The sequence below is a fragment of the Mariniflexile fucanivorans genome (assembly GCF_004341235.1).
GTDB lineage: Bacteria > Bacteroidota > Bacteroidia > Flavobacteriales > Flavobacteriaceae > Mariniflexile > Mariniflexile fucanivorans.
Genome location: NZ_SLUP01000010.1, coordinates 109,797 through 134,751, shown reverse-complemented (window position 1 = coordinate 134,751; position 24,955 = coordinate 109,797). Strand labels below are relative to the sequence as shown.

The following is a 24,955-nucleotide window of genomic DNA, read 5'->3' as shown; positions in this document are numbered from 1 at the left end:
TGAGGTTTCTTGCAGTTAATTTGGCTACTTAGTATTTTTAAAAGTAGGTGTTTTGCTTAATTTGATATGGCTGAGGTGTCGAAGCTGTGCTAAAAACAAAACGCCATTAACATACATACTTAAACATAAGAAACACAAATAAAAGAAGCGTTTACCAGCCGCCTCCGCCTCCACCTCCGCCTCCGCCGCCAGAGAAACCACCTCCACCAGAACCACTACTACTTGAAGGTGCTGTTGCAGAACTGCTAATGGAGTTAGATAACGATGAATTTAATGAATGGTTAAAGGTCGAGAAGTTTCCAATATTTCCAGCATACCATGTGGGTTGGTAGGTTGAATCAATCATGGATTTGTCAATCAAGTTTTGAAACTTTTCTCCCCAAACATCTTCTGCACCCAATACGAGCGCGTATGGCAATAATTTTTCAAAAATTTCTGGGGTTAAATTTGGTGGATTAAAATGGGCAATTTGTTTTTCTTCTGCAGCACTCATATACATTTTAAAACCTTCAATTAAAGATTTAAGCCTCAATTTTTCAACAGCTGGTTTTCTAATTAAATATTGGTAAACTAAAAAGAAAACAAGGTTTAATACAATAAATAAGATAAATACAAAGACATCATTCTCTCCTTCAAAATATTGCGAAGCCAGCATTGTAAATACAAAAATGTAAGCGAACATCATTAAAATTGGCACTATCCAAAATTTTAAATTGAACCCTTGATAAATTAATTTGTGATGCTGTGTTCTTAAAGAATCTTTAAAAGCATTCACCGCAGTTTCAACGGTTTTATCATATTTCCCTTCCAATATTAAAGTAGATGTATTTGAAAATAATTTTGAAAACAACGCACTTTCCTCTTTATTAATTATTCCCGTATTTTCCTTTAATTTATGAAGGATATAGCGTTTGGTTTTGAACAATCCAAAAATATGTTCTTCAATATCTTCTTCAATTTTAATATACCCTTTTACCGCTAAACTTAAAATGGAGCCTGTAACCAAATCGCCATAATAGCGTTGTTTATCTATCATTCCTACGGATGCTGGCGACATGTTTTCTGGCACATTAAACTGAGGAAATACCGTTGGTTTTACAGGGTCGACACCAAATTTCAACCAAGTATAACCGTAATAAAACAGCAGAAATAAACTCATTAATCCGCCTAAAATCAACGCCCCAAACTTTTGAAAAAATGTTGGAGGTGGCGGTGGTGGTGGTTGGTTTACAACACCTTTATCAAAACCGATGGCTATGGTTAAGTTTTCTCCAGCACTTAAATTTTCAGCAGTAAAACGAATGCTGTTTTCGGATAAAATTTCTGAACTACAATTGGAGCTATCACTTCCATAACTACCCGTATAACAAGCATTCTGAATGATTTTACCACCACTGGGAAGCGTAATTTGACTTGACACTTGATTGAAAGGTAAACCCCATTCGAAACCATTAACGTTCCAATAAATTTCGTCATAACCATCAAAAAAACGTATTTGACCACTCATTTGGTACGTAATGGTATAGTTATATTCGCCTTCATTTAAATAAGCATCTTTTTCGCCAACGTAAATGGTTATTTCACCATTCCCTTTTTCAGTATGGTATTTTGAAACGTACCCATCTCTTTCTACAGATATAATTTCAAAATTGAGTTTAGTCTTTTTCCCATTATTATCAATGCTTTCAATAGGAATAGTGCGTGTAATACCTCTTTTAAAAATAGTGCCCGTAGCATAAATTTTAATAGATTCTTTCACGGTAATTACACTCGAGGTATCTACTTTAATATCTGAATAAAACGAAAGAACTCTTTCGCTTTGCGCATACAAAAAAAAAGAGTTCGTAATAATGAGTATAAGAATAAAGAGTTGCTTCACACTTAAAATTTTACTTGTGGATTTTTTCTCTCTGCTTCTGTATCAATTTCAAAAAAGGATGCTTTTGTGAAATTCGTCATACCAGCTATAATGTTTGATGGAAAAGAATCGATTAAAATATTATAATCTCTAGTGGTTCCATTATAATATCTTCTTGATTTTTCAATATCAGATTCCACAACAGATAATTCTTTTTGTAAACTTAAAAAGTTTTCATTTGCTTTTAGCTCTGGATATTGCTCGGCGACTGCAAATAAGTTTAACAATGATTTATTTAATTGATTTTCAGCAGCTTGTTGTCCTTCAACTGTTGTAGCATTTTGTGCTTGACTTCTTGATTTAGTCACACTCTCGAAGGTTTCTTTTTCATGAGTAGCATACCCTTTTACCATTTCTACTAAGTTAGGAATTAAATCGTAACGCTTTTTTAATAGCACGTCTATCCCACTCCAAGCCTCGGCTACCAGTGTTTTTAATTTTACTAATCTGTTATAAATTCCAACACCATAAAATGCTGCCAATAAAATAAGACCAATTAATACATAAAATATTACCATAATATATAAATATTTAAAGAATTAAAGGTATTAAAATATAATGAATATAACCATCGGGTTATATTCATTAATTTAAAATAGAAAGTTTATAGGTAAGTTTTTAAAGTATAAATTAAGGAAAATTATACTTCAATGGTTTATTGATAGTTGGGTAGATATCTGTTTACTAAATGCATTTTTTTAATTTACAAATCAAATCCATAAGCTAATCGTACCATCAATTGTGCTAATCCGTTATCTGCTACATCATTTTTAATAATGGGGAAATCTTTCAAAAATTCGTATCGTAAACTAATATCCACGTATTTTGTAGCATAACCAACACTCGGACAAAAAATCATAGAGTTTTTATCATATTCTTTAGTCGTTGAAAAGGCGCCTCCTATTTCTCCCATCACATAAAATTCATTCTTAAAAAGAAATGTTTTATAACCAACCTTTACGGGCACGTAACCAAAATTAGTTTCATCTTTCACAAATAAATTATTATATCCTGCAGTTAAGCATAAAGAGTACGCTTGTGAGATGTTGTATTGTACACGCACATCGGCTCCCACATTAAAATCGTAAGGATCGTTTAATGGTAAACCTCCGTTAAGACCTACACCAAATTTAAAGTTCCTGTTATAACCATCTGTATTTTGTTGGGCTATTGCAAAATGGCTAAAAATGAAAATGCATAATATGGTTAAGATTGTAGTTGTTTTTTTCATGATTGATTTATGAATTTTAATTTACTTTGTTTGAAATAAAATTTGTGAGACCATATTGCAAAATATACCCTATGATTTTTTTGAAAGACGGTTTATACATGTCATAATGATTTCAAAATGCTCTTTTAAAACTTTAAGTTTTGTTTACTTTCAAGTTCAAAAAGAGCAATTCTATAATCTCTTTCAGTTTTTCGATTTTATAAGATGCCCTCATGAAGCGTTTACTTCATAGACATTTATTTTATTATTTATTCATTTGCTCTCTAACTGTTTTGATGTCTTCCTTTACATCCTTTTTTCCTTCTTTAGCTAATTCTTCAGCTTTATTTATTACAGAATTGTATTTTTCAGCAACCGAATCTACTATTTCGTTTACAGCATCTTTAGCCTTATTTTTAACATCGCTACTTTTTTTAGCAATTTTTTTTCTTGTTTCCTCTCCTTTATCTGGTGCGAATAAAATTCCTAAAGCTGCTCCTACTGCAACGCCTCCTAATACACTCATAATTGTTTTACTTGTTTTCATGATTTTTTATTTTTTATTTATTTGTTTATTTCTTGTACTACAAAGATGCAACACAACAGAAGCTAATTAATTACAACATATTTTATATATGTTACAACATTTCCATTTTCTATAAATTTTACAAAACAAAAACGCATGTTTAAGTATCATAAACTTATTTAGGTCAATCAAATTTTCATTACAGCACATCCCAATATTTTTCTGTATATACCTTTATAAAATCTTAATAATAAAGATTATAATAATATTAATTTAAAGAATTTGAACATGAAATTGACAAACAAAACCGTAGCCATATTAGCTACAGATGGATTTGAAAAATCCGAATTATTTGAACCATTAAAAGCCCTTAAAAATGAAGGCGCCGATGTACATATTATATCTATTAAAGAAGGTGATATTAAAAGTTGGGATGATAAAAATTGGGGAGAAAGCATTAAAGTAGATAAATTAGTGTCTAAAACGGATGCTTCAAACTATAACGCTTTGGTGCTTCCAGGAGGTGTTATCAACCCCGATTTATTGCGTATTAATGAAGAAGCCTTAAACTTTGTTAAAGACTTTTTTAGGCAAGGAAAACCAGTCGCAGCTATATGTCATGCACCATGGCTTTTAATTAGCGCAGATGTTATTAAAAACAGAAACGTTACGTCGTACAAAAGTATTAAACAAGATGTTATCAATGCTGGCGGAAATTGGCAAGATAAAGAAGTGGTTGTAGATTCTGGGTTGGTAACAAGTAGAAACCCTAACGATTTACCGGCTTTTATAAATAAAATTATTGAAGAAATTGTTGAAGGTAAACATAGCGAACAAGTTGCGAATGCCTAAAATTTTGAAATAATTACTGTATATGCGTTTATTCCAAAAAAGTGGAAAATCAGCGATTATCAACGAAATCTGCGGGATAACAAACAAAGTGAATTGGAAAATTAATCCCACTGATTTCGCTGATTTACGCAGAATAAAAACAAATATTTGTTTCTTAGTGACTCCATAAGAACGTCGCCATAAAACAGCAATTTATTAATTTATGATATTTAACGACCATCAAAAAATAATTTTTAAATATCCTAAGAGGTTTTTTTTAACACATCTTATTTAATTTAGGTTTAAAAGTATGAACATAATAGGAAACATTATTAAAAGTGTTATAGATATAACTGAAAAGTTAACACCCGAATCTAGCCCATCGGAAAACCAAAAAGAGGTTTTAAAAAAGTTATTAAGCAAAGCTAAAGATACTGCTTTTGGTCAATTTTATAATTTTGAAGCTATCATGGAATCTGATACCGTTCAAAAAAACTTTTCTGAAAAAATTCCTTATTTTGATTATAATGAAATTAATGATGAGTGGTGGTATAAACTTCATGAAGGTGAAACAAACATCACTTGGCCCGATAATCCAGATTATTATGCATTAAGTTCAGGAACCACCGGAAAAACCAGCAAGCGTATTCCTGTTACCGAGGATATGATTGAGAGTATAAAATCGGCAGGAATCGCTCAAATAATTGCTTTAAGCCATTTTGATTTACCCGCTACTTTTTTTGATAAAGGCATCTTAATGCTTGGTAGCTCTACCGATTTAATTGAGAAAAAAGATCATTTAGAAGGTGAAATCAGTGGTATTAGTGCCCACAACATTCCATCGTGGTTTAGAGGTTATTATAAGCCCGGAGAAAAAATAGCTCAAATTGATGACTGGGATCAAAGGGTTGAAAAAATTGCAAAAAAAGCCAAAGAATGGGATATAGGAGCCATTAGTGGCATTCCATCGTGGATAGAATTGATGCTTAACGAAGTGATTACTTATAACAAAGTAAAAAACATTCACGAAATTTGGCCTAATTTAGAAGTTTACACTTCTGGTGGTGTGGCATTTGGTCCTTATGAAAAGAGCTTCAATGCTCTATTGGGAAGACCAATAACTATTATTGATACTTATCTAGCATCTGAAGGTTTTATTGCCTTTCAAGCCCGACCAGAAACCGACGCCATGCAATTGGTTACAGATGGTGGCATTTATTTTGAGTTTGTTCCTTTTAAACCAGAATACATCAATCAAGATGGTTCTTTGGTGGCGCATGCGCCAGCATTCACTTTAGATGATGTTGAATTAAACCAAGATTATGTGCTTATAATTAGTACCGTATCTGGTACGTGGCGTTATATTATTGGAGACACTATTGAATTTACAGACATTGAACGCGCTGAAATTAAAATAACGGGGCGTACCAAATTTTTCTTGAACACTGTTGGCTCTCAACTTTCTGTTAATAAGCTAGACGATGCCGTTAAACATTTAGAGGAACGTTTTAATATTAAAATTAAGGAATACACTATTTGTGCAAAACGCTATGATGAGGAGTTTTACCATAGTTGGTATTTTGGAACTGAAGATGATGTTGAAGCCAGTTCACTTGCACAAACCTTGGATGACTTTTTAAAGCAAGCTAACAAAAATTATCGAGTGGCACGCTCCAAAGCTTTAAAAGGGGTAAAAGTTAAAACAGTTATACCCGCTATTTTTCATGATTGGAACGCTTTTAATAAGAAAAAAGGTGGACAAGTGAAAATGGAACGTGTTATGAATGAAGATAAATTTACCGAATGGGAAGCTTTTGTTGAAAAAAAATAGTTTGCTATTTAAGGTTAGAAAGTCTTGCTTTTTCCTCACGTTCCTCTACCAACAGCATAATTTCTTCTGGCGATAGGTAATAACGTTTTATTCTATTTATATAAATGTCAGGGAAACCGGCTTCATTTAAAATAAAATTTTTGGTGGCTAAAATGTAATCTTCCATTCCATGAATAACGGCAAAGGTATCTGCACTGCGCTCTGCCTTTTTCATGGCTTTTTCCGAAAATAAATACCCTAAACCAAAACCTATAAGGTTAAAACTACTTCTATGTTGGTAATCCATAACATGCCCTAATTCGTGCCCTAACCAACCTATAAGCACTTTAGAAGGTATGTTTTTTGTGTAATAAACGGTGTCTGCAATTTTAAAATTTTCACTAATTAACACCTTGTATTTACGTTTTGATTTTCCACAAAAAACACTCCAAAAATGAGGTTGTGCTTGCATCGTCGATTTTTTAATTTTGCTTTTAAACTTAAACTCAATAGGTACATTGGCCAATTCAGGATAGTAAGCTAATGCTGTTTTTACTTCATTAGCAATAGATTCAGGATAGATATGTTGAGCTTTCAAAGAATAAAAATTTAAAAAGATTAATAATAAAATGAAATATAGTTTCATTGGGATTGTTTTACAATAAAGGGCTGAAAAATTTAGCAAGACCTTCTATAAATTTTTGAACTTTAGACCTGTTTTTAAACGTTTCATAAGATAATTTGTCTGCATCAGCGCATTCCTTATTAAACTCTTCTAAAATTCGTTTAGTAATGGTTTCATCATAAATTACGGCATTAGTTTCAAAATTATGTTCAAAACTTCTATGATCAAAATTTCCAGAACCCACAGATGCTATTTCATTATCAATTATAATAACTTTACTATGCGAAAAACAATCGCGCACAAAAACATGGATACCAACCGATAAGAACTCTTCAAAATTTGAAAACATAGAATACGTTGCCAAAACAGAATCGCCTTTTCTTGGCACTAATAAATTAACCTCTATACCACTTTGTGCCGCTATCACCAACGCTTGCAATACCGCACTACCAGGAATAAAATAAGGATTCGCTATAAAAATAGTGCGTTCGGCTAAACTTATCATGGCAATATATTGTTGCATAATCGCGGGCTGATTGGAATCGGGGCCGCTGGTTACTATTTGAACTGGTAAGTTTCCTGCTTTTTTAGGCTGCGGAAGATATTTAGCATCCAAAAGTAATTTCTTCTTACTTGAAAAATGATAGTCTTTTATAAAAACACGGTGCAAACTATTTACAACGGGACCTTCTAACTTTATATGCAAATCTTTCCAAACTCCAAGGCTTGATATGGGTTTTATATACTTATCGGAAACGTTAAATCCGCCAGTAAACCCTATGTCCCCATCCACTATAATTATTTTTCGGTGGTTCCTGTAGTTTAAAGTAAACAGCAGGTTACCAAACCGAATGGGCATTACTGGATATGCCTTTACGCCAATACTCCTAAATCGTTTCTTTAATTTTCCGCTAAATGAAAAACTGCCAAACGAATCGTAAAGCATACGTATTTCTACACCTTTCTTTATTTTAGCTTTAAATAATTCATAAAATTCATCTTGCAACTCCCCTTTCTCAAAAATATAGTATTGTACATGTATAAATTTTTTGGCGTTCTCAATCGCTTTAAAAATGGCTCCAAAGGTTTCTTTACCCGTGTTTAAAATTTCAATGTTATTGCCTTCAGAAGCATATAAATATGTGGTGTTAAGAATAAGTTTGGAAAGTTTTTTTGATTTTTCCGAAGGGAAATCGGTTTCAAAAGTATCACTAAACCCTTTCTCATTTTCTACGTTGTAAAGGTTTTCTTTTTGCGATCTTTCTAATCTGAAAAATTTAAATTTTCTTCTGTTAACACCAAATAAATAATATAATAAGGCGCCCCCAAACGGAAAAACCATAATGGTAAACACCCAACTTAAAGATTTAGTGGCTCTAGAACCATACATAATGACGCTGTATATGGCCCAAAGGTTTATTATGAAATACGCTATGATTAGATATTTAGTCATATATACTAAAAGGTAAGGTTAAACCTGTTGAAACAAAAATATGCCACTTTTTAGGGTATTAATATAATGAATGCTTAGTAAAAAAATTGAATACCAAATTAAAGGATAATATTATGAAACCTTAGACTTAATTGAATTAAAAACTAACTCAATAACATGCTTTTTTAAAGTTAGTAACAAAACCGATTGGGTTAATTTTATTGTATACTATATGCGTTATTTGTATAATACCTTTAAAGAATTTAAACAAATGGGAATGATAGCAACCAATGATAATGAGATTAAATTATATTACAGTTCTGAAACTTCTATTGGAAAACAGACGTATGCTTACGTGACTTCATCTGAAAAAAAAGTATTAGGAGTTGATGTATCCAAAACAAATATACCCGGTAGTCATTGGGCTGAAATTGCCGATGGACTTAACATAGAAATCCATAAATTAATAAATACAGAACATCCCAATTTTGTAAAAAACTATGGAGATAAATCCATTGATTTGGATCAACACGATTGGCTTCGTATACTAGAAAAACACCCAGAAACCTTAGCTTTTCCTATAGCTATAATAGGAAAAAAAATGGTTGCCATACATTCGCCATCCGATTTTGTTAAATATATGGAACCAGACACTACAAATCAACCCAAACCCTATAATAAATAGACCATTTTTATGACCCTTTTTAAGAAAAAAAACATTGTCATATTACTATTTATAATAGTTTTTTTCCTGCTTGGTTTTTTCTTATTACAATGGTGGGCCAAAAATTATGTAACGGATTTATTATCGCAGAAATTACCACCTCAGTTTGCATTAAAATATTCAGATTTAGACATTAATATACTTAGTGGCGATGCTATTTTATACCAAACTGAACTGAAAATAAAAAGTAATGATACACTTCAAAACCATACTTTTTTGAAATTAGAATCGCTTGAATTAAACGGTATTGGTTATTGGGATTTGATGTTTAATGAAACGCTTTCCATTAAAAACATTCATTTAAAGCATCCTAAGCTTCATTATTATCCTTATAAAAAAATTGCTTCTAATAAATCGGAATCGAAAGCCAAAAAAAAAGGAATTAAGACCATAAAATTTGATGAACTAAATATTGCCAACGGTAGTTTGGATGTGATGAAACAAAGTACCGATAGCGTTAAACTTTCAGTTAAATCTTATAATTTAAAAGTCTCGGGAAGTAAAATCGATTTAAATTCCGAAACTAAAAGACCATTTGCTTTTGAGGATTATAATCTAAATGCAAAAAATATCATTTTAGGAAATAATGAGTATGAAACCATTAAAATTAGCAGCGTAAACACCAATAAAGATGTTTGGCAATTAGAAAATTTACAAATAGCTCCCAAATATGATAAACAAGAACTTTCCAGACATTTAAGTAAAGAGCGCGATTATATTAATTTAAACATTCCTAGGGTGATACTTAAAAGCTTAACCTTCAATTTTTTTGAGGATCCTTTTACTATTACCGTGGCATCAACAGAAATAGTAGAGCCTAATCTAGAAATTTATAGAGATAAATTATTGCCCGACGATTTAACTTTTAAGCCTCTATACAGCAAATCATTAAGGACATTAACCTTTGATTTGGCAATAAAACAAACCGAAATTAAAAATGGATATATTTCTTATGCCGAATTGGTTGAACCCGATAAAAAAGCAGGCAAAATATTTTTTAATAAAGTGGATGCTACTTTAAAGCATTTAACCAACGTAAAGAACGCTGAAAAAACCGATATAAAAATACATTCTGAACTTATGGGGGAAGCGCCCTTGGAGCTCAATTGGAGTTTTGATGTAAATAATACCTCTGATACTTTTGAAATTTCTGGAGCGATACAAAATTTACCTGCTAATGTTTTAAATCCTTTTTTTAAACCTAATTTAAATGCACTTGCCGAAGGGACTCTCCAACAAATGTACTTTACGTTTTACGGCAATAACGTAACATCTGAAGGAGAAATTAAGATGAAATATGACGATTTTAAATTTAACCTATTACGTCAAAATAGTTCTAAAATCAATAAAGTCCTGACGGCCATAGGAAATATTTTTGTAAGTGGCGACTCTAAAACCAACGATGAAGGATTTCGATTTGGCGATATAGAAGCAGAACGAGATACAACTAAATCGTTCTTTAACTATTTATGGATTAACGTAAAAAGTGGTTTGGTTAGTACTTTAACAGGCAATGGCGAAAAATAAATGTAAGTACCAATGAAAATTACCAGATATACAAAAAGAGCAATAACAGGAGGCATTATCTCCTTGTTAATAATCCTTTTAGGAACGCTTCTTTTAGGGGAATTAAGTGGCTATGAAGCTAAAGTACTTATTAAAAAATCGCTTTCTGGTATTAATACACTTTGCAACACAATTGCTTTGGCATCTGCCACCATTCTAGCTTTATTGTTAACCGTATTAAGTATTAGTTCCAATTCAAAATCTAAACTTAAAAAAGATCATTATTTACAAGTGCTACAAATAGCAAAATTGGATACCGTGGTTTTTATAGCTTCAGTGATATCTTTTATATTACTAAATCTTCCCATCACTGAGTCTGATACCGTACCTACCAATTGGTTTAATTATATTTACTATACGTCTTTAGCCATTTCCAGTATTTTAACTTCTGGACTTATTGTAGTTGTATTAATGCTTTATAGTACCATAGTAAACATTATAAAAATTATTGGTTTAGAAATGTACGATCATCCTTTAGCTGAAGTAGATGAAGATGAAGATGAAGATGAAAACTAAACTATTTAATTTTAATAAATTGAATAAGCAAAAAGACTGTTCATCAAATTAAAAACCGCTAAAAACAAAAAGAAGTCTTTTTATTTTTTAGCGGTTTAAGCTATAAACTTAATAAGCTTTATTTTTTAATATCCACCTAAATTTTACAAATGAATATCAAATACTTATATCTTTTTCCTGCCAGTTATTAGTGAAATAATAAAAAGCACAATAAATATAAAAAATAAAACTTTTGCTATACCAGCAGCTCCAGCGGCTATACCGCCAAAACCTAATATACCTGCTATAATTGCTAAAATAATAAATGTAATTGTCCAACGTAACATAATTTCTAGTTTTTTTAGTTAATAAATAAAAGTGAATAATATATTTTTTATAATCACTCGCTTATAACTTAAAATTACTGTAAATCAACAAAATAAGTTAACGCTATTGCTTAATATATTAACGCAAAAACATAAAGTACGTTTACTCGGTAACACGATATTTCAACAAATTTAAAGCACAAAAAAAGGATAAAAAAGTAACGTACTTTTCTATCCTCTTCTCTAGCAATTTACAATGATATAATTATTGTAAATCTTCAAGTGTCTTAATAGTTTTAAGATCACTTTCTATAATGTCTTTTTGTTTTAGCAAGATGCTATGGGTACTAATGGGTAAGGAAGTTTCATTAAGCACATTGTTATATTCTTGTAAAGTTGCTCGCTCTCCGCTTATGGCTTCTTCCAGCATAGCTTCATCATTATTGCCCGAAAACAATGCTTTAATGTCCATCCAGGTACGATGAGCTGCACCAGTTACGCTACCACTTTTTTTAGGACGCTCGCCAAATAATCTTACTTCATTGTTTAATTCGTATCCAAATTGATAGCGTTCTTTTGATTTTCTTTCAAAATATTGCTTCAAATACGTATTATTTGTGTTTTCAGAGGCTGTTTTAAAACCTTTTTCGGCATCTTTTGTTTTTTCTAAAAGATTATTCAATTTATTACTTATGGTTGCTGTATATGTGCTCATTATTTCTAAAATTTAAAGTTAAAAACGGTTTATTTAAGTAAGCTTAAACAGTTCGTTTTAAATAATAAAAATGTTTATTCTTAACTGTTTTAAGCCGTAATAGCTAATCTGTTTTGATGATTTTGATAATGTTTAGGGCTGCAATTGTATTTGGCTTTGAATATTTTTGAAAAATAACTTCTACTGGTAAGACCAATGGTATATACAATTTCTGAAATATTAAGTTCGGAAGTTCGTATTAAATTTTCTGCTGCTTCTACCCTAACGTTTCTAATAAAATCGGTTACCGTTCTGTTGTGCATTATTTTAAAACCTTCTTGCAATTTAATAGGAGACAATCCTGCTTTTTTACTCAAATACTTTAAGCTATATTGAATTTCTGGATAATTTCTTATAAATTCAGATATGTCCTTAATAGCTTCCATATCAGACTGCGAAAGGGAGTTGTAGCTGTTTTCAGCGTTTATTAAATCGTCTTTATGCTGTTCAAGTTCTAAAGCCAAAATTAAATATACAGTACTGTTTATCAACAAGTTTCTAATCAACCCTTTTTGGCTAATACAATTAAGGTGATCAATTTTTTCTGAAATTTTTAGGTTGAACGAACCAATGTGCGCTAACTCACTATTTTCTTGATTATTTACAAATGTACTTTGCAAATGGGTTTTTAATTCTTTATCTGAAACAGAAAGAACATTTACAGTGATCATAGAAATTTTCACTTCTTCGTTTTTTCTAAAGAATAAAAATGTTCTTTTTTTTGCTGAATTTGAAAAAATACCTGTTTGGAATTGAGCTAAAGTATTCTTAAGTCCATTTTCTCCAAAACTCTGAACCAATTTTCCTTTGGAACAATATCCAAAATGAATGTAGCTTGAATGATCTTGTCTGTATGTAAGTGTGACATCTTCTTTAAAAACAATATCATATTCTATGTAAGAAATTGCAGGTTCTACAGATATTCCTGAAACAAATCCTTCAGCAATAACATTGTTTATTTCTAATCTGTATTCCTTAGATTTAATTTTGAGTTTACCGCCTAATTGAACTTGTATTTGCTCAAAAATAGTAGAAAGATTATTTGAAGTTATTGATATCGTTTTCATGTTTATTTTTTTTATTGTTATGTTACAGCTATGGGTTCTAGATAAACTAATTATTAAATAGCCTAATTATTTATCTGCAATCGAAATAGGATTTAAATCGCTATCTTTAATTTGGGACGGTGCTATATAATTCCCAATAAACTCTTCAAGGCTTAAAGTGCGTTTTACAATGGCATTTTGCTGTGTTTTAAAGCTTAAATTTTTCATGTTTATATGTTTAAATTATATTAATTATCATTTTATGTTACAAAATTGCAACATTAGTGTAATGATGCTGTTACATAATTTTTTCGTTATTTTATATAATTTTAATAACCATGTATTTACTACCAAAAACCAATAACGCTAATACTTTAATGGATTCGATTAAATATATTTATAGAAACTATTTTATTTTGAATAAATAATTTTTATAAATAAAATGGATAAGGATACAAAGGATAATACGTCATTTAAACTAACTCATTTACCAAAACTTCTAGTTAAAACCTATAAGTCTTGGATAGATAAAGAACCTTTTAAATTAGGAGCTGTAGTGGCTTATTATGCTATATTATCGCTTCCCGCATTACTTATTATTATTTTAAATTTGGTTGGAGCCATTTGGGGAAGAGAAATTGTGAGGGGTGAATTACAGTCTGAAATGTCGTCGGCCTTAGGATCGGATACAGCAACGGCCATTTTAAATATGATTGCAGAAAAGGGCGACGCACCCACTTCTTTATTTGCCACTATTTTGGGTATTGGTGTTTTATTATATGGTGCCACCGGCGTGTTTTATCAATTACAAAATGCTCTCGATGATATTTGGGGAATAAAACAAACGTATTCAAATGAAATTATTTCCACATTAATTGGCAGGTTAAAAAGTTTTGGGTTTATATTAATTTTCGGGTTTTTACTCCTAATAAGTTTTGCACTTACCGCATTGCTTACAACCTTTGCCAACAGGATCTCTAATTTGTTTTCAACTGAAATTGTAGGTATTGCTTATATTCTGGACATTACCATATCTCTTGTATTTATTTATATTTTATTCGCCGCCATGTTTAAATTTTTACCAAGCAAACATATAAAATGGAGAGCGGTACGGGTGGGTGCTGCATTAACCGCCATTTTATTCATTTTAGGCAAGTACATCCTTTCCTATTACTTTGGAAAAACAGAACCTGGTTCTACCTATGGTGCCGCCGGTTCTATTATTATTGTTATGTTGTGGACTTCTTATTCTAGTTTAATTCTTTTTTTTGGCGCACAGTTTACCAAAATTTATTCAGACCAATATCTAATTTCAACTACTTAAAACAGCTCAGAACGCACACCAATTTCTGCATTAAAACATCATTTTTTTTTGATTGCGCTAAAAATGGTTTTTATATGAGTTAACCTAGTGCATTCTTTAGCTTTATTTTTAGCTAGATAATTAATTAAACATTCATATTAAATTTCATATCATGAGAAGCATTCTTTGGCTAATAGCTGTCGTTTTTATATTTATTTGGGTTGTAGGTTTCTTTGGGTTTGTAGCAGGAATGGCAACTGGTGGTTTAATACACATTCTTTTGGTAATAGCCATAATTGCAATTCTTTACAATATTATAACCGGAAGAAAACCTTTGGATTAAGTTGAATAAATAGTAACTAAACATTAAAAAACATACAAAATGAAAAGACATACCACTGCCGTTTGGAGCGGCACTGTAAAAGAAGGAAAAGGTTATTTAACCTCTGAAAGTAAAGCACTTGACAACATGCAGTATTCTTACCACAGCCGATTTGAAAACGGTACAGGTACAAATCCTGAAGAATTATTAGCCGCAGCACATGCTGGATGTTTCACTATGCAATTAAGTGCAAACTTAACCGAAGCCGGTTTTACCCCCGAAGTGTTAGAAACCAAATGTTTTATAATCATGGAAGATGGCGTTATAACAAAATCGGAACTTGTTGTTAAAGCTAAAGTAGCCGATATACAAGATGACAAATTTCAAGAAGTCGCCAAAGACGCAAAACAAAATTGCCCTGTAAGTAAAGCCTATAAAGCTCTTGATATAAGTCTTGATGCTAGTTTAGATTAATACTAATGATTTTTTTTTAATTCATTTATTTCAAAATTATGTTACAAAAACCGCTCTTAATTTACCTAGCTGATGATGATAATGAAGACCGTATGCTTTTTAAAGAAGCTCTAGATGAATTAAATATGAATGTAGCAGTTGAAGATTTTGATAATGGCGTTACGCTTATGGAACACCTTTTAATGGCCGGTAAGCCCTTACCAGATGCCATTTATTTAGATTTGAATATGCCTTTGATGAATGGCGAAGAATGTTTAAATGATATTAGAAACGAGCCACAGCTTTCCAAAATCCCTATCATTATATACTCTACTTACATAGATGAAGCGATGGCAGATACATTACAAAATAAAGGAGCCAATTGGTATTTAATGAAACCCAGTACTTTTGGAAATCTTAAAAATTTATTACGAAAAAGTTTAAACTATGTTTACAAAGATTCTAATAAAGATCATTCCTCTTCAGAGTTTATAATAACAGTATCTTAATATAAGACGACATTAAATTCTTAAAAACGCTAATAAAATGAAGGCATTACATAAACTTTTTAAGCTATACAATGCCCTCAAAAATGTAGAAGAACATTCATTCAAATATGTAATTGCTTTGCTAATTTAAGCTATTTCGTTCAGCTAATTTCATGACACAACATTAATTTCGAACTACTCGCAATTTTCAGAATAACCAAGACCTCACAGGTTTTGAAAACCTGTGAGGTCTTGGTATCGAAAAGGCTTTAATATATTATACCTTTTATTAAATTATGATCGTTATGCAAATTCATTTAAAAAAAAGACACGAGTTTACTTTCTTCCGCATTCCAATAATAAGCATTATCAATATTAACATTTAACAATATTAAATTTGGATCGTCTTTTCCTTCAAACCAATTAGTTAGATCGGGGTTCCATAATTCGTTAACTTTTTGTTTATCAACAATATGGGTTGCATTTCCATAAATGGATATATAGCTTTGCTTTTGGTTGTCTACATACATAATTTGTACTCTGTTGTCAAACTCTATATCATTAAAATGGCTACTCGCTTTTGAAGAAAAAAACCAAAGATCACCTAGTTCATCTATTTCTTGAATGGTCATTGGGCAAACCGAAAAAGGGATTTTATCCAATCTGGTGGAAAGCATAATTACTTTGGGATCATCTATAAGTGCTTTTATTTTTTCTAATTTGTCTTTATCCTTTGTATTACTTTTATTGTCCATTTTTCTTAAATTTTTTAGTTTTTAATATTCGTTTTTAAGCCATATGCACTCGGCATTCTTGTGCACATGCAGTACATGAAGCTGCACATGCTTTACAATGCTCATTGTCATGTTGTTGACATTGTTGTGCACACCATTCACAAATTTCAGCACATAGTCTACAATACTTTTTTGCAAAAAAACTATCGACTAACATAAATTTGATGCAAATTAAACAGGCTTCTACACATTGCAAACAACAATTTGGACAATCATTATCACTTTTTTTACCAATCATTTCAGAAAGACATTTTTGACAATCAATTACACATTGTTGACAGGCCTCTATACAACTCTCATAACTTCGTACCATGCTTCTTTATTTTTTTAATTTAAATTCATATTTCTTCTAAATTAAAATATTAGTAAAGTTTACTTTTGCTCAAATGAATAATAATTTAACACAATAGCATTATAAAATCTACGTAAACATGTGATTGAGCGACGAATAAAAGAGAAATAATTACAACTTGATTGTTGTAATTCGGAAAGTAAATTTTGAATTTTAAAGAATAATTATATTTCAATTCGGTTACAAATACCAGTTTGGGCACAGTCAAAATATATTCGACTGCGCCCAATATGACACCTCTATAAATAATTGGTTTTTTAAACTTTTTATAAATTCTGATAAGAAGAAACTAATCTCATAAATTCTGACCGGTAGCCATCTTTATCGTCTCCTCTACCCGATTTTGCCAAGGTGATAACATCTTCTACTTTGGAGTTGTTTTGATATTTTGATTGTCGTAATTGCATACCAAATAAGGCAACCGATGTTGCAAATTTTAAATCTTCGGAAGCTTCAGAAACTACATCATTTTGTACATGCACCATTTCAATACTTGTATCGCCATCAGGTTTTTTGTATCTAAATTTCACAGTAAATAATTCATTTGAATACGCTTTAGTAGCTTCCGGTTTTGTGTATTTTAAATCGGGTACATCTTTTAAATACTTGCTATCAACTCCCACAGGAATAACTTCATATAGTGCAGTTACTGTATGCCCACTACCTAATTCACCTGCATCTTTTGTGTCATCAACAAAATCTTCATCTGCAAGCATTCTATTTTCATAACCAATCAATCTGTAGGCTTGTACTTTATTTGGATTGAATTCAATTTGAATTTTTACATCTTTAGCAATGGTAAACAACGTACCTCCAAATTCCTTTCCAAACACTTTTTGTGCTTCTTGCATATTATCGATGTAGGCATGGTTTCCGTTGCCTTTATTGGCTAAAATTTCCAATTTTGAATCTTTATAATTTCCGTAGCCAAATCCTAAAACAGATAAAAACACACCCGATTTACGTTTTTCTTCAATAAGTTTTTCCATGGCTTTATCAGACGAAGCACCCACGTTAAAATCGCCATCGGTAGCTAAAATAACTCGGTTATTGCCATTCTTTTTAAAATTTTCTTCAGCTAATTTATAAGCTAAGTTAATACCTGCACCACCTGCTGTTGAACCTCCAGAATTTAAATTATCTAACGCATTGATTATTTTTTCTTTGTGTTTCCCCGAAGTTGGTTCTAGCACCACACCTGCTGCACCTGCATACACAACAATAGACACTTTATCCTGCTCGCGTAACTGATTTACCAATAATTTGAAAGCCGATTTTAACAACGGTAATTTATTTTGCGAACTCATAGAACCCGAAACATCTATTAAAAATGTTAGGTTCGATGCTGGCAACTCATCATTTAAATATGTTTTTCCTTGCAAGCCTATTTTAACAATTTTAGTATCTGTATTCCACGGTGTTTTTGCTACTTCGGTGTTTATTGAAAATGGATGTTCTCCAGTTGGTTGTGGATAATTATAATCAAAATAATTTATCATTTCTTCAATTTTAACGGCATCAGGCTCTATGGCCATTCCGTCGTTAATCATGCGTCTTATATTGCTGTAAGATGCTTTATCTACATCTATAGAAAAGGTAGAAAGTGGCGATAACGATGTTCTTTCAAAGTTATTTTCTTCAATTACGGCATAACTTTCTTGATTGTTTAATCTAAAATTTCCTTGATGCGTTGTAATTACAATACAGCCATCTTTAGCTATTTTTCCAAATTTATCTTTGGCTTCTGCTTTATTATAACTTGTTTTAGTATCAATATCCTGTTTTGGTAAATTTTCAATAATGTAATTATGTTCTTTTTTAATTGGCACACCATCAACTATATATAAAGGTTCAGTTAAAACTTCCGCTTTGTTTTTTGTTGAAATGATGATAACACCATTACTCCCTCTATTTCCATAAATAGCCGTCGCATTACTATCTTTAAGAATGGTTATATCTTTAACCTCGTTTGGATTGATGGATTCTACCATATGATAAGGTACAGTATGCCCATCTACAACCACCAAAGGTTCGCTGTTATTTGACAAAGTTGAAGTGCCTCGAATGACAATATGCGCATTGGACGCCGAATTATTTACCTGAACACCTGCTACTTTACCTTGCAAAGCACTTGTTGCCGTATGGTATTGAATTTGATTCGCTAACTTATTTTGATACGCTTTTTGTTTATTTTGACTTTTTTGATGTGATGAAATTCTGGATACAGAACCAGTTACATAAGTTCGTTTTCTTGTTCCGTAACCAACCACGACCACTTCATCTAAACACGAACTATCTTCTTTTAATGTTATTGAAATGGTATTTAATTTTCCAACAACACGCTCTTCGCTTATAAAACCTATATACGAAAACACCAAAATGTCTGTGTCTTTTGCCTTTATTTGATATAAACCGTCAAAATTTGTTGTGATTCCTGTTGAAGTTCCTTTAACAACAACGTTAGCTCCAGGAAGTGCTAACCCTGTTTCATCGGTAACTTTGCCCGAAATTAACCGTTCTTGTGCTTGAATTTGCATTGAAATTGTCAACACAATAATAAAATTTAGTAATGTTTTCATGATAGCTGATTTAAAAGTTTAGCATAAAACTATAACCAACTACTAAATTTTAAAACCGCCAATGAGTAAAGTATGCTTTTGAATGAGTTAACTAATATTTAGTAACTCTAAAGTTTTTTGTCGGTGAATTTTTCCTGAAGATGTTTCAATAAATTCCTTTAAAGTATAAGTTTGTTTCGGCTTTTCGTGTTTATCTAATTCTGAAAAATCAGCAGGACTTACATAATCTGCATTTTCTTCAATAATAAGAATAAGTTGTTCTCCTAATATATCGTGCGGTTTTGAAGCTATGAAAAAACGAGACGGTATTTTATCGTGAAGTTTGGCTTCAATTTGTTCTGGGAATAATTTTAAGCCACCAGAATTTATAACATTATCAAAACGTCCTAACCACTCAAACTCAGTTTTAGAATGAATTTTTACAATATCGTTTGTTATTATTTTTTCTTCTGAAAGTTTTGGTGCATTGATTACTAAACAATCTCTTTCGTCTGTTGAAATAGAAATGTTTGATAGTAATTTGAAGTAAGATTTGACAGATTGCTTCGTCGTACCTCCTCGCAATGACGGGAAATTATTAAGCTTTTTAAGAGCGATGTGAGTCACCGTTTCAGTCATGCCATAAGTTTCATAAACATTGGTTTCTATGTTTTGTATTTTCTCTTTTAATGTGTTTGAAACCGATGCACCTCCAACAATGATAGTTTTAATGGAATTGCATTTTTCTAGGCAGTTTTGAAGTTGTAATGGTATCATGGCACAAAAATGATACGCCTTATTATAATCGAAAATTGGTTTAGATGTGGGTTCTACAATGTCAATTTCTAAACCTAATATCATGGCTCGAACCAGCATCATTTTACCTGCAATAAATTGAGTTGGCAAACAATGTAATGCCTTATTTCCAGCTTCCAAATTAAAGAATTCACCAGTAGCTAAGGCAGAATTTACCATGGCATCCTTCTTTATTCTTACAGATTTTGGTTTACCGGTAGAACCAGATGTTTTAACTTCAACAAAATCGGCTTCATTTAACCAAGAAAACAAAAAGTTGCCAATTTCTTTTTGGTATAATTCACCTTCTTTAACATAACTATAAGCAAGCTCTAAAAGGTCTTCATTTGAATAATGAAAACCGTTAAATTTAAATTCTTCGTTGATGTATTTAAAATTAATTTCCATTTAGATTATTATTTTCTATGATTAAAACGTCCTCTTTTAAAGGTTCAACAACTTTTCCTGAAAGTTTTTCTTTCCAGTCTGTCCAATTATATTTTTTTGATAATACAAACAAAATGATAGGATATACTATAAATAATGGCATTATAATTTCGAGAGCCGAATTATTTGCTTCTTCAGCTGTATATCTAAAAATAGCATCGGTTTGTAATGCAGACCAATCGGAAGTGATTAATAGTGCCGCCAATAAATTATTTCCGAGATGAAAGCCTAATGCCAATTCCAATCCTTCATCCATTAGAGTCATTACACCTAACAAAAGTCCTGTTCCAATATAAAAAAACATGAGCACAAAACCTATTTCTGCCACTTCTGGGTTTGCGCTATGAGCAATTCCAAAAAAGATAGATGTAATTAATAATGGCACCCATTTATTCTTTGCCATAATACCTATTTGTTGCATAAAGTAGCCTCTAAACAAAAATTCTTCCAATCCTATCTGGAAAGGAAACAGCAAAATACTTATTAAGAAAAGAATAGCGAATTTTAACGGGTTAAACTGTAATTCTATTTCTGAAGGATCTGAATAATAAGAGATTCCAAAAGTTACTAAGGTTATAATTACAATCAACAGAAACGAAAATATAATTCTATTAATATCTACTTTTTTTCTAGTTGTTGTTAATGACAAAATGCTTCTTTGGTGTACATATTTCACAAATACAAAAAGTAACCCTAATAAAAACGCAAAGGGCAATAGATTAACTACTAATGAAATATTAGTTGGTATACTTTTCATTAATTCATAAGCTTGATCTAAATCTTCAGGAGAAGTAAATAAATAAGCAATAAAGTTTAAAACAAAAACGCCTGAAATGATGGATGCTGTAATGATAAACATCCATAAATCATTTTTCCCTTTATACGCCTGTTGTATATAATTCATATTATACTAAATTAAAATTCCAATTTAAATCATTATGGTACTGTAAGGTACCGTTTTTTACTTGTAATGGGCAATCAAAATTATTGGTAAACAAACCACCCGTACCCAAACCTTGCGGTAATTTACTTTGCTTTGTGTAGGTATACTGCGCAATGGCATTTAAACCTACATTACTTTCTAAGGCACTGGTAATCCACCAGCCTATTTGGTTTTGTTCTGCTATTTCAATCCACTCATCAGTTCCATTAAAACCACCAACCAAACTTGGTTTTAAAATAATGTATTGGGGTTTTATGGTTTGTAGCAACTTTTGCTTTTCTGCTACAGAAAAAACGCCAATTAATTCTTCATCTAATGCAATGGGCAGCGGTGTTTCTAAACAAAGCTTTGTCATCACTTCAACTTGACCTTGTTTTATGGGTTGTTCTATGGAATGAATATCTAATTCTGATAATATTTTTAGTTTTTCTAATGCTTCGGAAGTTGAAAAAGCACCGTTGGCATCCACACGAAGTTCGATATCTTTTGAAGTGAATTCTTTTCTGATGGATTTTAAAAGATTTATTTCCGTTTGAAAATCAATCGCTCCAATTTTCATTTTTATACAATGGAAACCTGCTTCAATTTTTTCTTGAATTTGTTGCTTCATAAAAGCTTCAGAACCCATCCAAATTAAACCGTTAATACGGATTGAATCTTTACTTTGTGTAAATTTTGAAGGATATAATTCAAAGGGATTACTACTTTTTAATGATTTAAAAGCCATTTCCAAACCAAATTGAATGCTTGGAAACTCCATCAATTCATTCAATAAAAAATTGAAGTCTAAATGAATGTTATTACAAAGCCATTGTAGTTTTTCCTCATAATCGGGTCTATCATCAATAGATAATCCTCTAAAAATACCACATTCACCAATACCTTTTTTCTCTTCAGAATTCAAAAAAAGAAACCAAGTTTCCTTAGTTTTTAAAACACCACGCGATGTACCGCTGGCTTGTTTGAAATTTAAAATGTATTTTCTATAAGATGCTTTCACTAAAATTAAGAATTATCAATTGTTAATTGAAAATTACAATTCAATACTTTCTCCTATTTTTAACAGCATCAAGTCTTTTCCTTTATCAAAAAATTGGCGTTTCGCTTCTTCGTGGTCTATTTCAATATAGCCAAAGGTATCAAAATGATAACCTAAAACTTTATCGCACTTTACAAAATCGCTTGCAATAATGGCATCTTCAATTCCCATGGTAAAATTATCGCCAATTGGTAAAATGGCTAAATCTAAGTCAGTTCTCATAGGAATGAGTTTCATATCGAACGTTAATGCCGTATCTCCAGCGATATAAATGTTTTTGTGCTCCCCTTCAATGACAAAACCTCCTGGTTGCCCACCGTATTTTCCATCTGGAAAGGACGAGGTATGAATGGCGTTAACGTATTTAACAGTTCCAAATTCAAAATCCCAACTACCACCGTGGTTCATCGGGTGACCTTCAATACCTAAGGCTTCAAAATGAGAAACGATTTCAAAATTGGAAACCACAATGGCATTGGTGCGTTTCGCAATAGCCTCTACATCTAAAATATGGTCTTGGTGTGCGTGGGTAAGCAAAATATAATCTGCCTTAAGCGTATCGATATTTATATGCGATGCTTTGGGGTTTGCCGAAATAAAGGGGTCTACAAGTATATTTACATCATTAACATGTATACCTAAACTAGCGTGACCGTAAAATGTAATTTTCATTGTTTTAATTTTTTGAGGTTATTATTTTATTCTAAAATTAAAAATTGTTTTTTTCCTGCTCCACTACTTATCATAACAAAACGTTCATCACTAAAGATACCATAAAAAGGGATATAATAATTATTGTTTTTATTATCTTGAATTTTATTATAGGCAACATCGCCTTTTGAGTTATAAACAATATCGTATAAAGATGTAGATTCGAACAATCCTTTTGAAACCTTTACGCGCCCGTCTTCTTTATCTGTTAAATTCTTTCCTGAATTTAAAATCACATGCAATTCTCCATTTTTTAAGAAGGCATTGTATGATGGGAACTCGTCTCGTTTAAAAATGCTTCTACCCCATTCCAAATCGCCATTTGCATTCAATTTTAAAACCAAAATCGTATTGTAGTGATATACGGTTTGCATATAACCACCTCCCATACCATTTGACACATATACGGTTGTTATAAAAAACTCTTCTGCTAGTATATATGTTTCACCATTTTCATCTTGAATGACGTAATCTACATAAAAACGAGACAATTCATCATCCTTTTTTCTGTCTGATTTGGCTTCAGTATACAAATCTTTATAAACAGTTTCGGGTAGGTTGAATGATTTACCTTCAGCTACGGTCATATTTTCAGAATCTACATTAAAAAATAATGCCCCTTTAATACCTCGTACGTTTTCTTCGGAATAAAAACCAATTAAGCTTAGTTTGTTTTCTTGATTTGTTATAATTAATGAACTAATATGATAATTATTACCAAATTCCACTTTTGTGGTTTTATAAGTTGATGCTGTTAATTTATTTACAACGAAATCATAATTTGCTTTGCCTCCTTTTTTTTGCGATCTACCATCTAAAAATAATTTTCCAATGGTGAAAACATTAGCAAAATCATCAATAAACAAGTCGTTAAGTTCAAAAAATTTATCAATATTTTCTTGATATTTTTTCGTGTAAACCAAGCTTAAATCGTTGGTATTGTATACACGTACGGTATATGAGTTTGAATTCTTTTTAATATCGTCTGTGGAAACAACAAAATAATCGCCATTTGGAGACATTGCTAATCCGGTTTGCCGCTTATTAGCTCCAGAAAAAATAGGTTGGTTCTTTTCTACTTCGGCTTTAAAAAGTTCGGTTTTTTTATGGCTACCATCACTAATATTAAATTCATGACAAAATAAAACACGCTCCTTTTTAGATGGAGAAAGTACTGTAAATACTTTTATAATATTATTAAACGATAAATCTCCACTATAACTTTCGTTTCTATCTTTTTCTATTTGAATGTTTTTAATACGCCCTAACGATTCATTAAAAACATCAAATAATAAATGGTTTTTACTGTTTCTAATAACGCCAATTAAACCAGATTCTGAAGTGTGCATTGAAAGTACTTGCTCGGACCTTACTTCATCTTCAAATTCAGCACTTTCCAAAACCTTAAGTGTTGTTTTATTTTGAGAATAACCAATTGCTAAAACAAAACATGCCAATAGAACTAATATTTTTTTCATTATTTAAAT

The 24,955-nt window shown here is 31.3% G+C and carries 26 protein-coding genes; 9 read left to right on the top strand and 17 right to left on the bottom strand.

Annotation, left to right across the window (positions count from 1 at the left end):
• Positions 1-151: 151 nt before the first annotated feature.
• The 4 genes from EV196_RS18245 to EV196_RS18230 all read right to left on the bottom strand — a co-directional run bounded on the left by EV196_RS18245 (position 152) and on the right by EV196_RS18230 (position 3,675).
• On the bottom strand, positions 152-1,879 hold the full coding sequence (locus EV196_RS18245) for a DUF2207 domain-containing protein (RefSeq protein ID WP_132219220.1): 1,728 nt from the start codon (positions 1,877-1,879) through the stop codon (positions 152-154).
• A gap of 2 nt (positions 1,880-1,881) precedes the next feature.
• Positions 1,882-2,436, bottom strand: coding sequence for a LemA family protein (locus tag EV196_RS18240; protein ID WP_132219219.1), 555 nt, complete (start codon positions 2,434-2,436; stop codon positions 1,882-1,884).
• A 185-nt stretch (positions 2,437-2,621) separates the two neighbouring features.
• Positions 2,622-3,149, bottom strand: coding sequence for a hypothetical protein (locus EV196_RS18235; RefSeq protein ID WP_132219218.1), 528 nt, complete (start codon positions 3,147-3,149; stop codon positions 2,622-2,624).
• Positions 3,150-3,393: 244 nt separating this feature from the next.
• On the bottom strand, positions 3,394-3,675 hold the full coding sequence (locus EV196_RS18230; RefSeq protein WP_132219217.1) for a YtxH domain-containing protein: 282 nt from the start codon (positions 3,673-3,675) through the stop codon (positions 3,394-3,396).
• Between the two features lie 267 nt (positions 3,676-3,942).
• Here EV196_RS18230 and EV196_RS18225 point away from each other — a divergent pair, with 267 nt between their 5' ends.
• A complete protein-coding gene (locus EV196_RS18225) occupies positions 3,943-4,506 on the top strand; it encodes a type 1 glutamine amidotransferase domain-containing protein (RefSeq protein ID WP_132219216.1) in 564 nt (187 codons plus the stop codon).
• Between the two features lie 289 nt (positions 4,507-4,795).
• Entirely contained in the window at positions 4,796-6,316 is a 1,521-nt protein-coding gene (locus EV196_RS18220) for a GH3 family domain-containing protein (RefSeq protein ID WP_132219215.1), read from the top strand.
• Between the two features lie 4 nt (positions 6,317-6,320).
• Here EV196_RS18220 and EV196_RS18215 read toward each other — a convergent pair whose 3' ends face one another.
• Complete coding sequence (locus EV196_RS18215) at positions 6,321-6,893, bottom strand: hypothetical protein (protein WP_243652280.1); 573 nt, start codon at positions 6,891-6,893, stop codon at positions 6,321-6,323.
• A gap of 58 nt (positions 6,894-6,951) precedes the next feature.
• Positions 6,952-8,373 (bottom strand): cardiolipin synthase, encoded by a 1,422-nt coding sequence (gene cls, locus EV196_RS18210; protein ID WP_132219213.1) that lies wholly within the window; start codon positions 8,371-8,373, stop codon positions 6,952-6,954.
• Between the two features lie 256 nt (positions 8,374-8,629).
• On the opposite strand from cls, the gene EV196_RS18205 reads away from it, so the two are divergent.
• The 3 genes from EV196_RS18205 to EV196_RS18195 are packed head-to-tail and all read left to right on the top strand — an operon-like array spanning position 8,630 to position 11,158.
• Positions 8,630-9,037, top strand: a complete 408-nt coding sequence (locus EV196_RS18205; RefSeq protein WP_243652279.1) for an arsenate reductase family protein — start codon at positions 8,630-8,632, stop codon at positions 9,035-9,037.
• Between the two features lie 9 nt (positions 9,038-9,046).
• The gene (locus tag EV196_RS18200) at positions 9,047-10,603 is read left to right on the top strand and encodes a DUF748 domain-containing protein (protein WP_132219211.1); all 1,557 of its coding nucleotides are present in this window, start codon (positions 9,047-9,049) and stop codon (positions 10,601-10,603) included.
• 12 nt (positions 10,604-10,615) lie between these two features.
• Entirely contained in the window at positions 10,616-11,158 is a 543-nt protein-coding gene (locus EV196_RS18195) for a hypothetical protein (RefSeq protein WP_132219210.1), read from the top strand.
• A 164-nt stretch (positions 11,159-11,322) separates the two neighbouring features.
• Here EV196_RS18195 and EV196_RS18190 read toward each other — a convergent pair whose 3' ends face one another.
• The 4 genes from EV196_RS18190 to EV196_RS19960 form a co-directional block, all read right to left on the bottom strand.
• Positions 11,323-11,484: a DUF1328 family protein gene (locus tag EV196_RS18190; protein ID WP_132219209.1), complete on the bottom strand. Its 162-nt coding sequence runs from the start codon at positions 11,482-11,484 to the stop codon at positions 11,323-11,325.
• A 244-nt stretch (positions 11,485-11,728) separates the two neighbouring features.
• Positions 11,729-12,178 (bottom strand): ferritin-like domain-containing protein, encoded by a 450-nt coding sequence (locus EV196_RS18185; protein ID WP_132219208.1) that lies wholly within the window; start codon positions 12,176-12,178, stop codon positions 11,729-11,731.
• Between the two features lie 89 nt (positions 12,179-12,267).
• Complete coding sequence (locus tag EV196_RS18180; RefSeq protein WP_132219207.1) at positions 12,268-13,284, bottom strand: helix-turn-helix domain-containing protein; 1,017 nt, start codon at positions 13,282-13,284, stop codon at positions 12,268-12,270.
• Positions 13,285-13,350: 66 nt separating this feature from the next.
• The gene (locus EV196_RS19960) at positions 13,351-13,491 is read right to left on the bottom strand and encodes a hypothetical protein (protein WP_165876196.1); all 141 of its coding nucleotides are present in this window, start codon (positions 13,489-13,491) and stop codon (positions 13,351-13,353) included.
• 214 nt (positions 13,492-13,705) lie between these two features.
• Here EV196_RS19960 and EV196_RS18175 point away from each other — a divergent pair, with 214 nt between their 5' ends.
• The 4 genes from EV196_RS18175 (at position 13,706) to EV196_RS18160 (ending at position 15,850) form a co-directional block, all read left to right on the top strand.
• Entirely contained in the window at positions 13,706-14,587 is an 882-nt protein-coding gene (locus tag EV196_RS18175) for a YihY/virulence factor BrkB family protein (protein WP_132219206.1), read from the top strand.
• Between the two features lie 151 nt (positions 14,588-14,738).
• Positions 14,739-14,909, top strand: coding sequence for a lmo0937 family membrane protein (locus EV196_RS18170; protein WP_132219205.1), 171 nt, complete (start codon positions 14,739-14,741; stop codon positions 14,907-14,909).
• A gap of 39 nt (positions 14,910-14,948) precedes the next feature.
• Positions 14,949-15,362, top strand: coding sequence for an OsmC family protein (locus EV196_RS18165; RefSeq protein WP_132219204.1), 414 nt, complete (start codon positions 14,949-14,951; stop codon positions 15,360-15,362).
• Between the two features lie 38 nt (positions 15,363-15,400).
• The gene (locus EV196_RS18160; RefSeq protein ID WP_132219203.1) at positions 15,401-15,850 is read left to right on the top strand and encodes a response regulator; all 450 of its coding nucleotides are present in this window, start codon (positions 15,401-15,403) and stop codon (positions 15,848-15,850) included.
• 296 nt (positions 15,851-16,146) lie between these two features.
• Here the strand turns inward: EV196_RS18160 and EV196_RS18155 are convergent, their stop codons facing one another.
• The 7 genes from EV196_RS18155 to EV196_RS18120 all read right to left on the bottom strand — a co-directional run bounded on the left by EV196_RS18155 (position 16,147) and on the right by EV196_RS18120 (position 24,946).
• On the bottom strand, positions 16,147-16,584 hold the full coding sequence (locus EV196_RS18155) for a pyridoxamine 5'-phosphate oxidase family protein (RefSeq protein WP_132219202.1): 438 nt from the start codon (positions 16,582-16,584) through the stop codon (positions 16,147-16,149).
• Positions 16,585-17,241: 657 nt separating this feature from the next.
• The gene (locus tag EV196_RS18145; protein WP_132219200.1) at positions 17,242-19,554 is read right to left on the bottom strand and encodes a VWA domain-containing protein; all 2,313 of its coding nucleotides are present in this window, start codon (positions 19,552-19,554) and stop codon (positions 17,242-17,244) included.
• A gap of 87 nt (positions 19,555-19,641) precedes the next feature.
• Entirely contained in the window at positions 19,642-20,736 is a 1,095-nt protein-coding gene (locus tag EV196_RS18140) for an AMP-binding protein (protein WP_132219199.1), read from the bottom strand.
• Complete coding sequence (locus tag EV196_RS18135) at positions 20,726-21,679, bottom strand: CPBP family intramembrane glutamic endopeptidase (RefSeq protein WP_132219198.1); 954 nt, start codon at positions 21,677-21,679, stop codon at positions 20,726-20,728. The genes EV196_RS18140 and EV196_RS18135 overlap by 11 nt, the downstream gene beginning before the upstream one ends.
• A gap of 1 nt (position 21,680) precedes the next feature.
• Positions 21,681-22,718, bottom strand: a complete 1,038-nt coding sequence (locus EV196_RS18130) for an o-succinylbenzoate synthase (protein WP_132219197.1) — start codon at positions 22,716-22,718, stop codon at positions 21,681-21,683.
• Positions 22,719-22,751: 33 nt separating this feature from the next.
• Positions 22,752-23,429, bottom strand: a complete 678-nt coding sequence (locus EV196_RS18125) for a metal-dependent hydrolase (RefSeq protein WP_132219196.1) — start codon at positions 23,427-23,429, stop codon at positions 22,752-22,754.
• 26 nt (positions 23,430-23,455) lie between these two features.
• On the bottom strand, positions 23,456-24,946 hold the full coding sequence (locus EV196_RS18120; protein ID WP_132219195.1) for a hypothetical protein: 1,491 nt from the start codon (positions 24,944-24,946) through the stop codon (positions 23,456-23,458).
• Between the last annotated feature and the right edge of the window lie 9 nt (positions 24,947-24,955).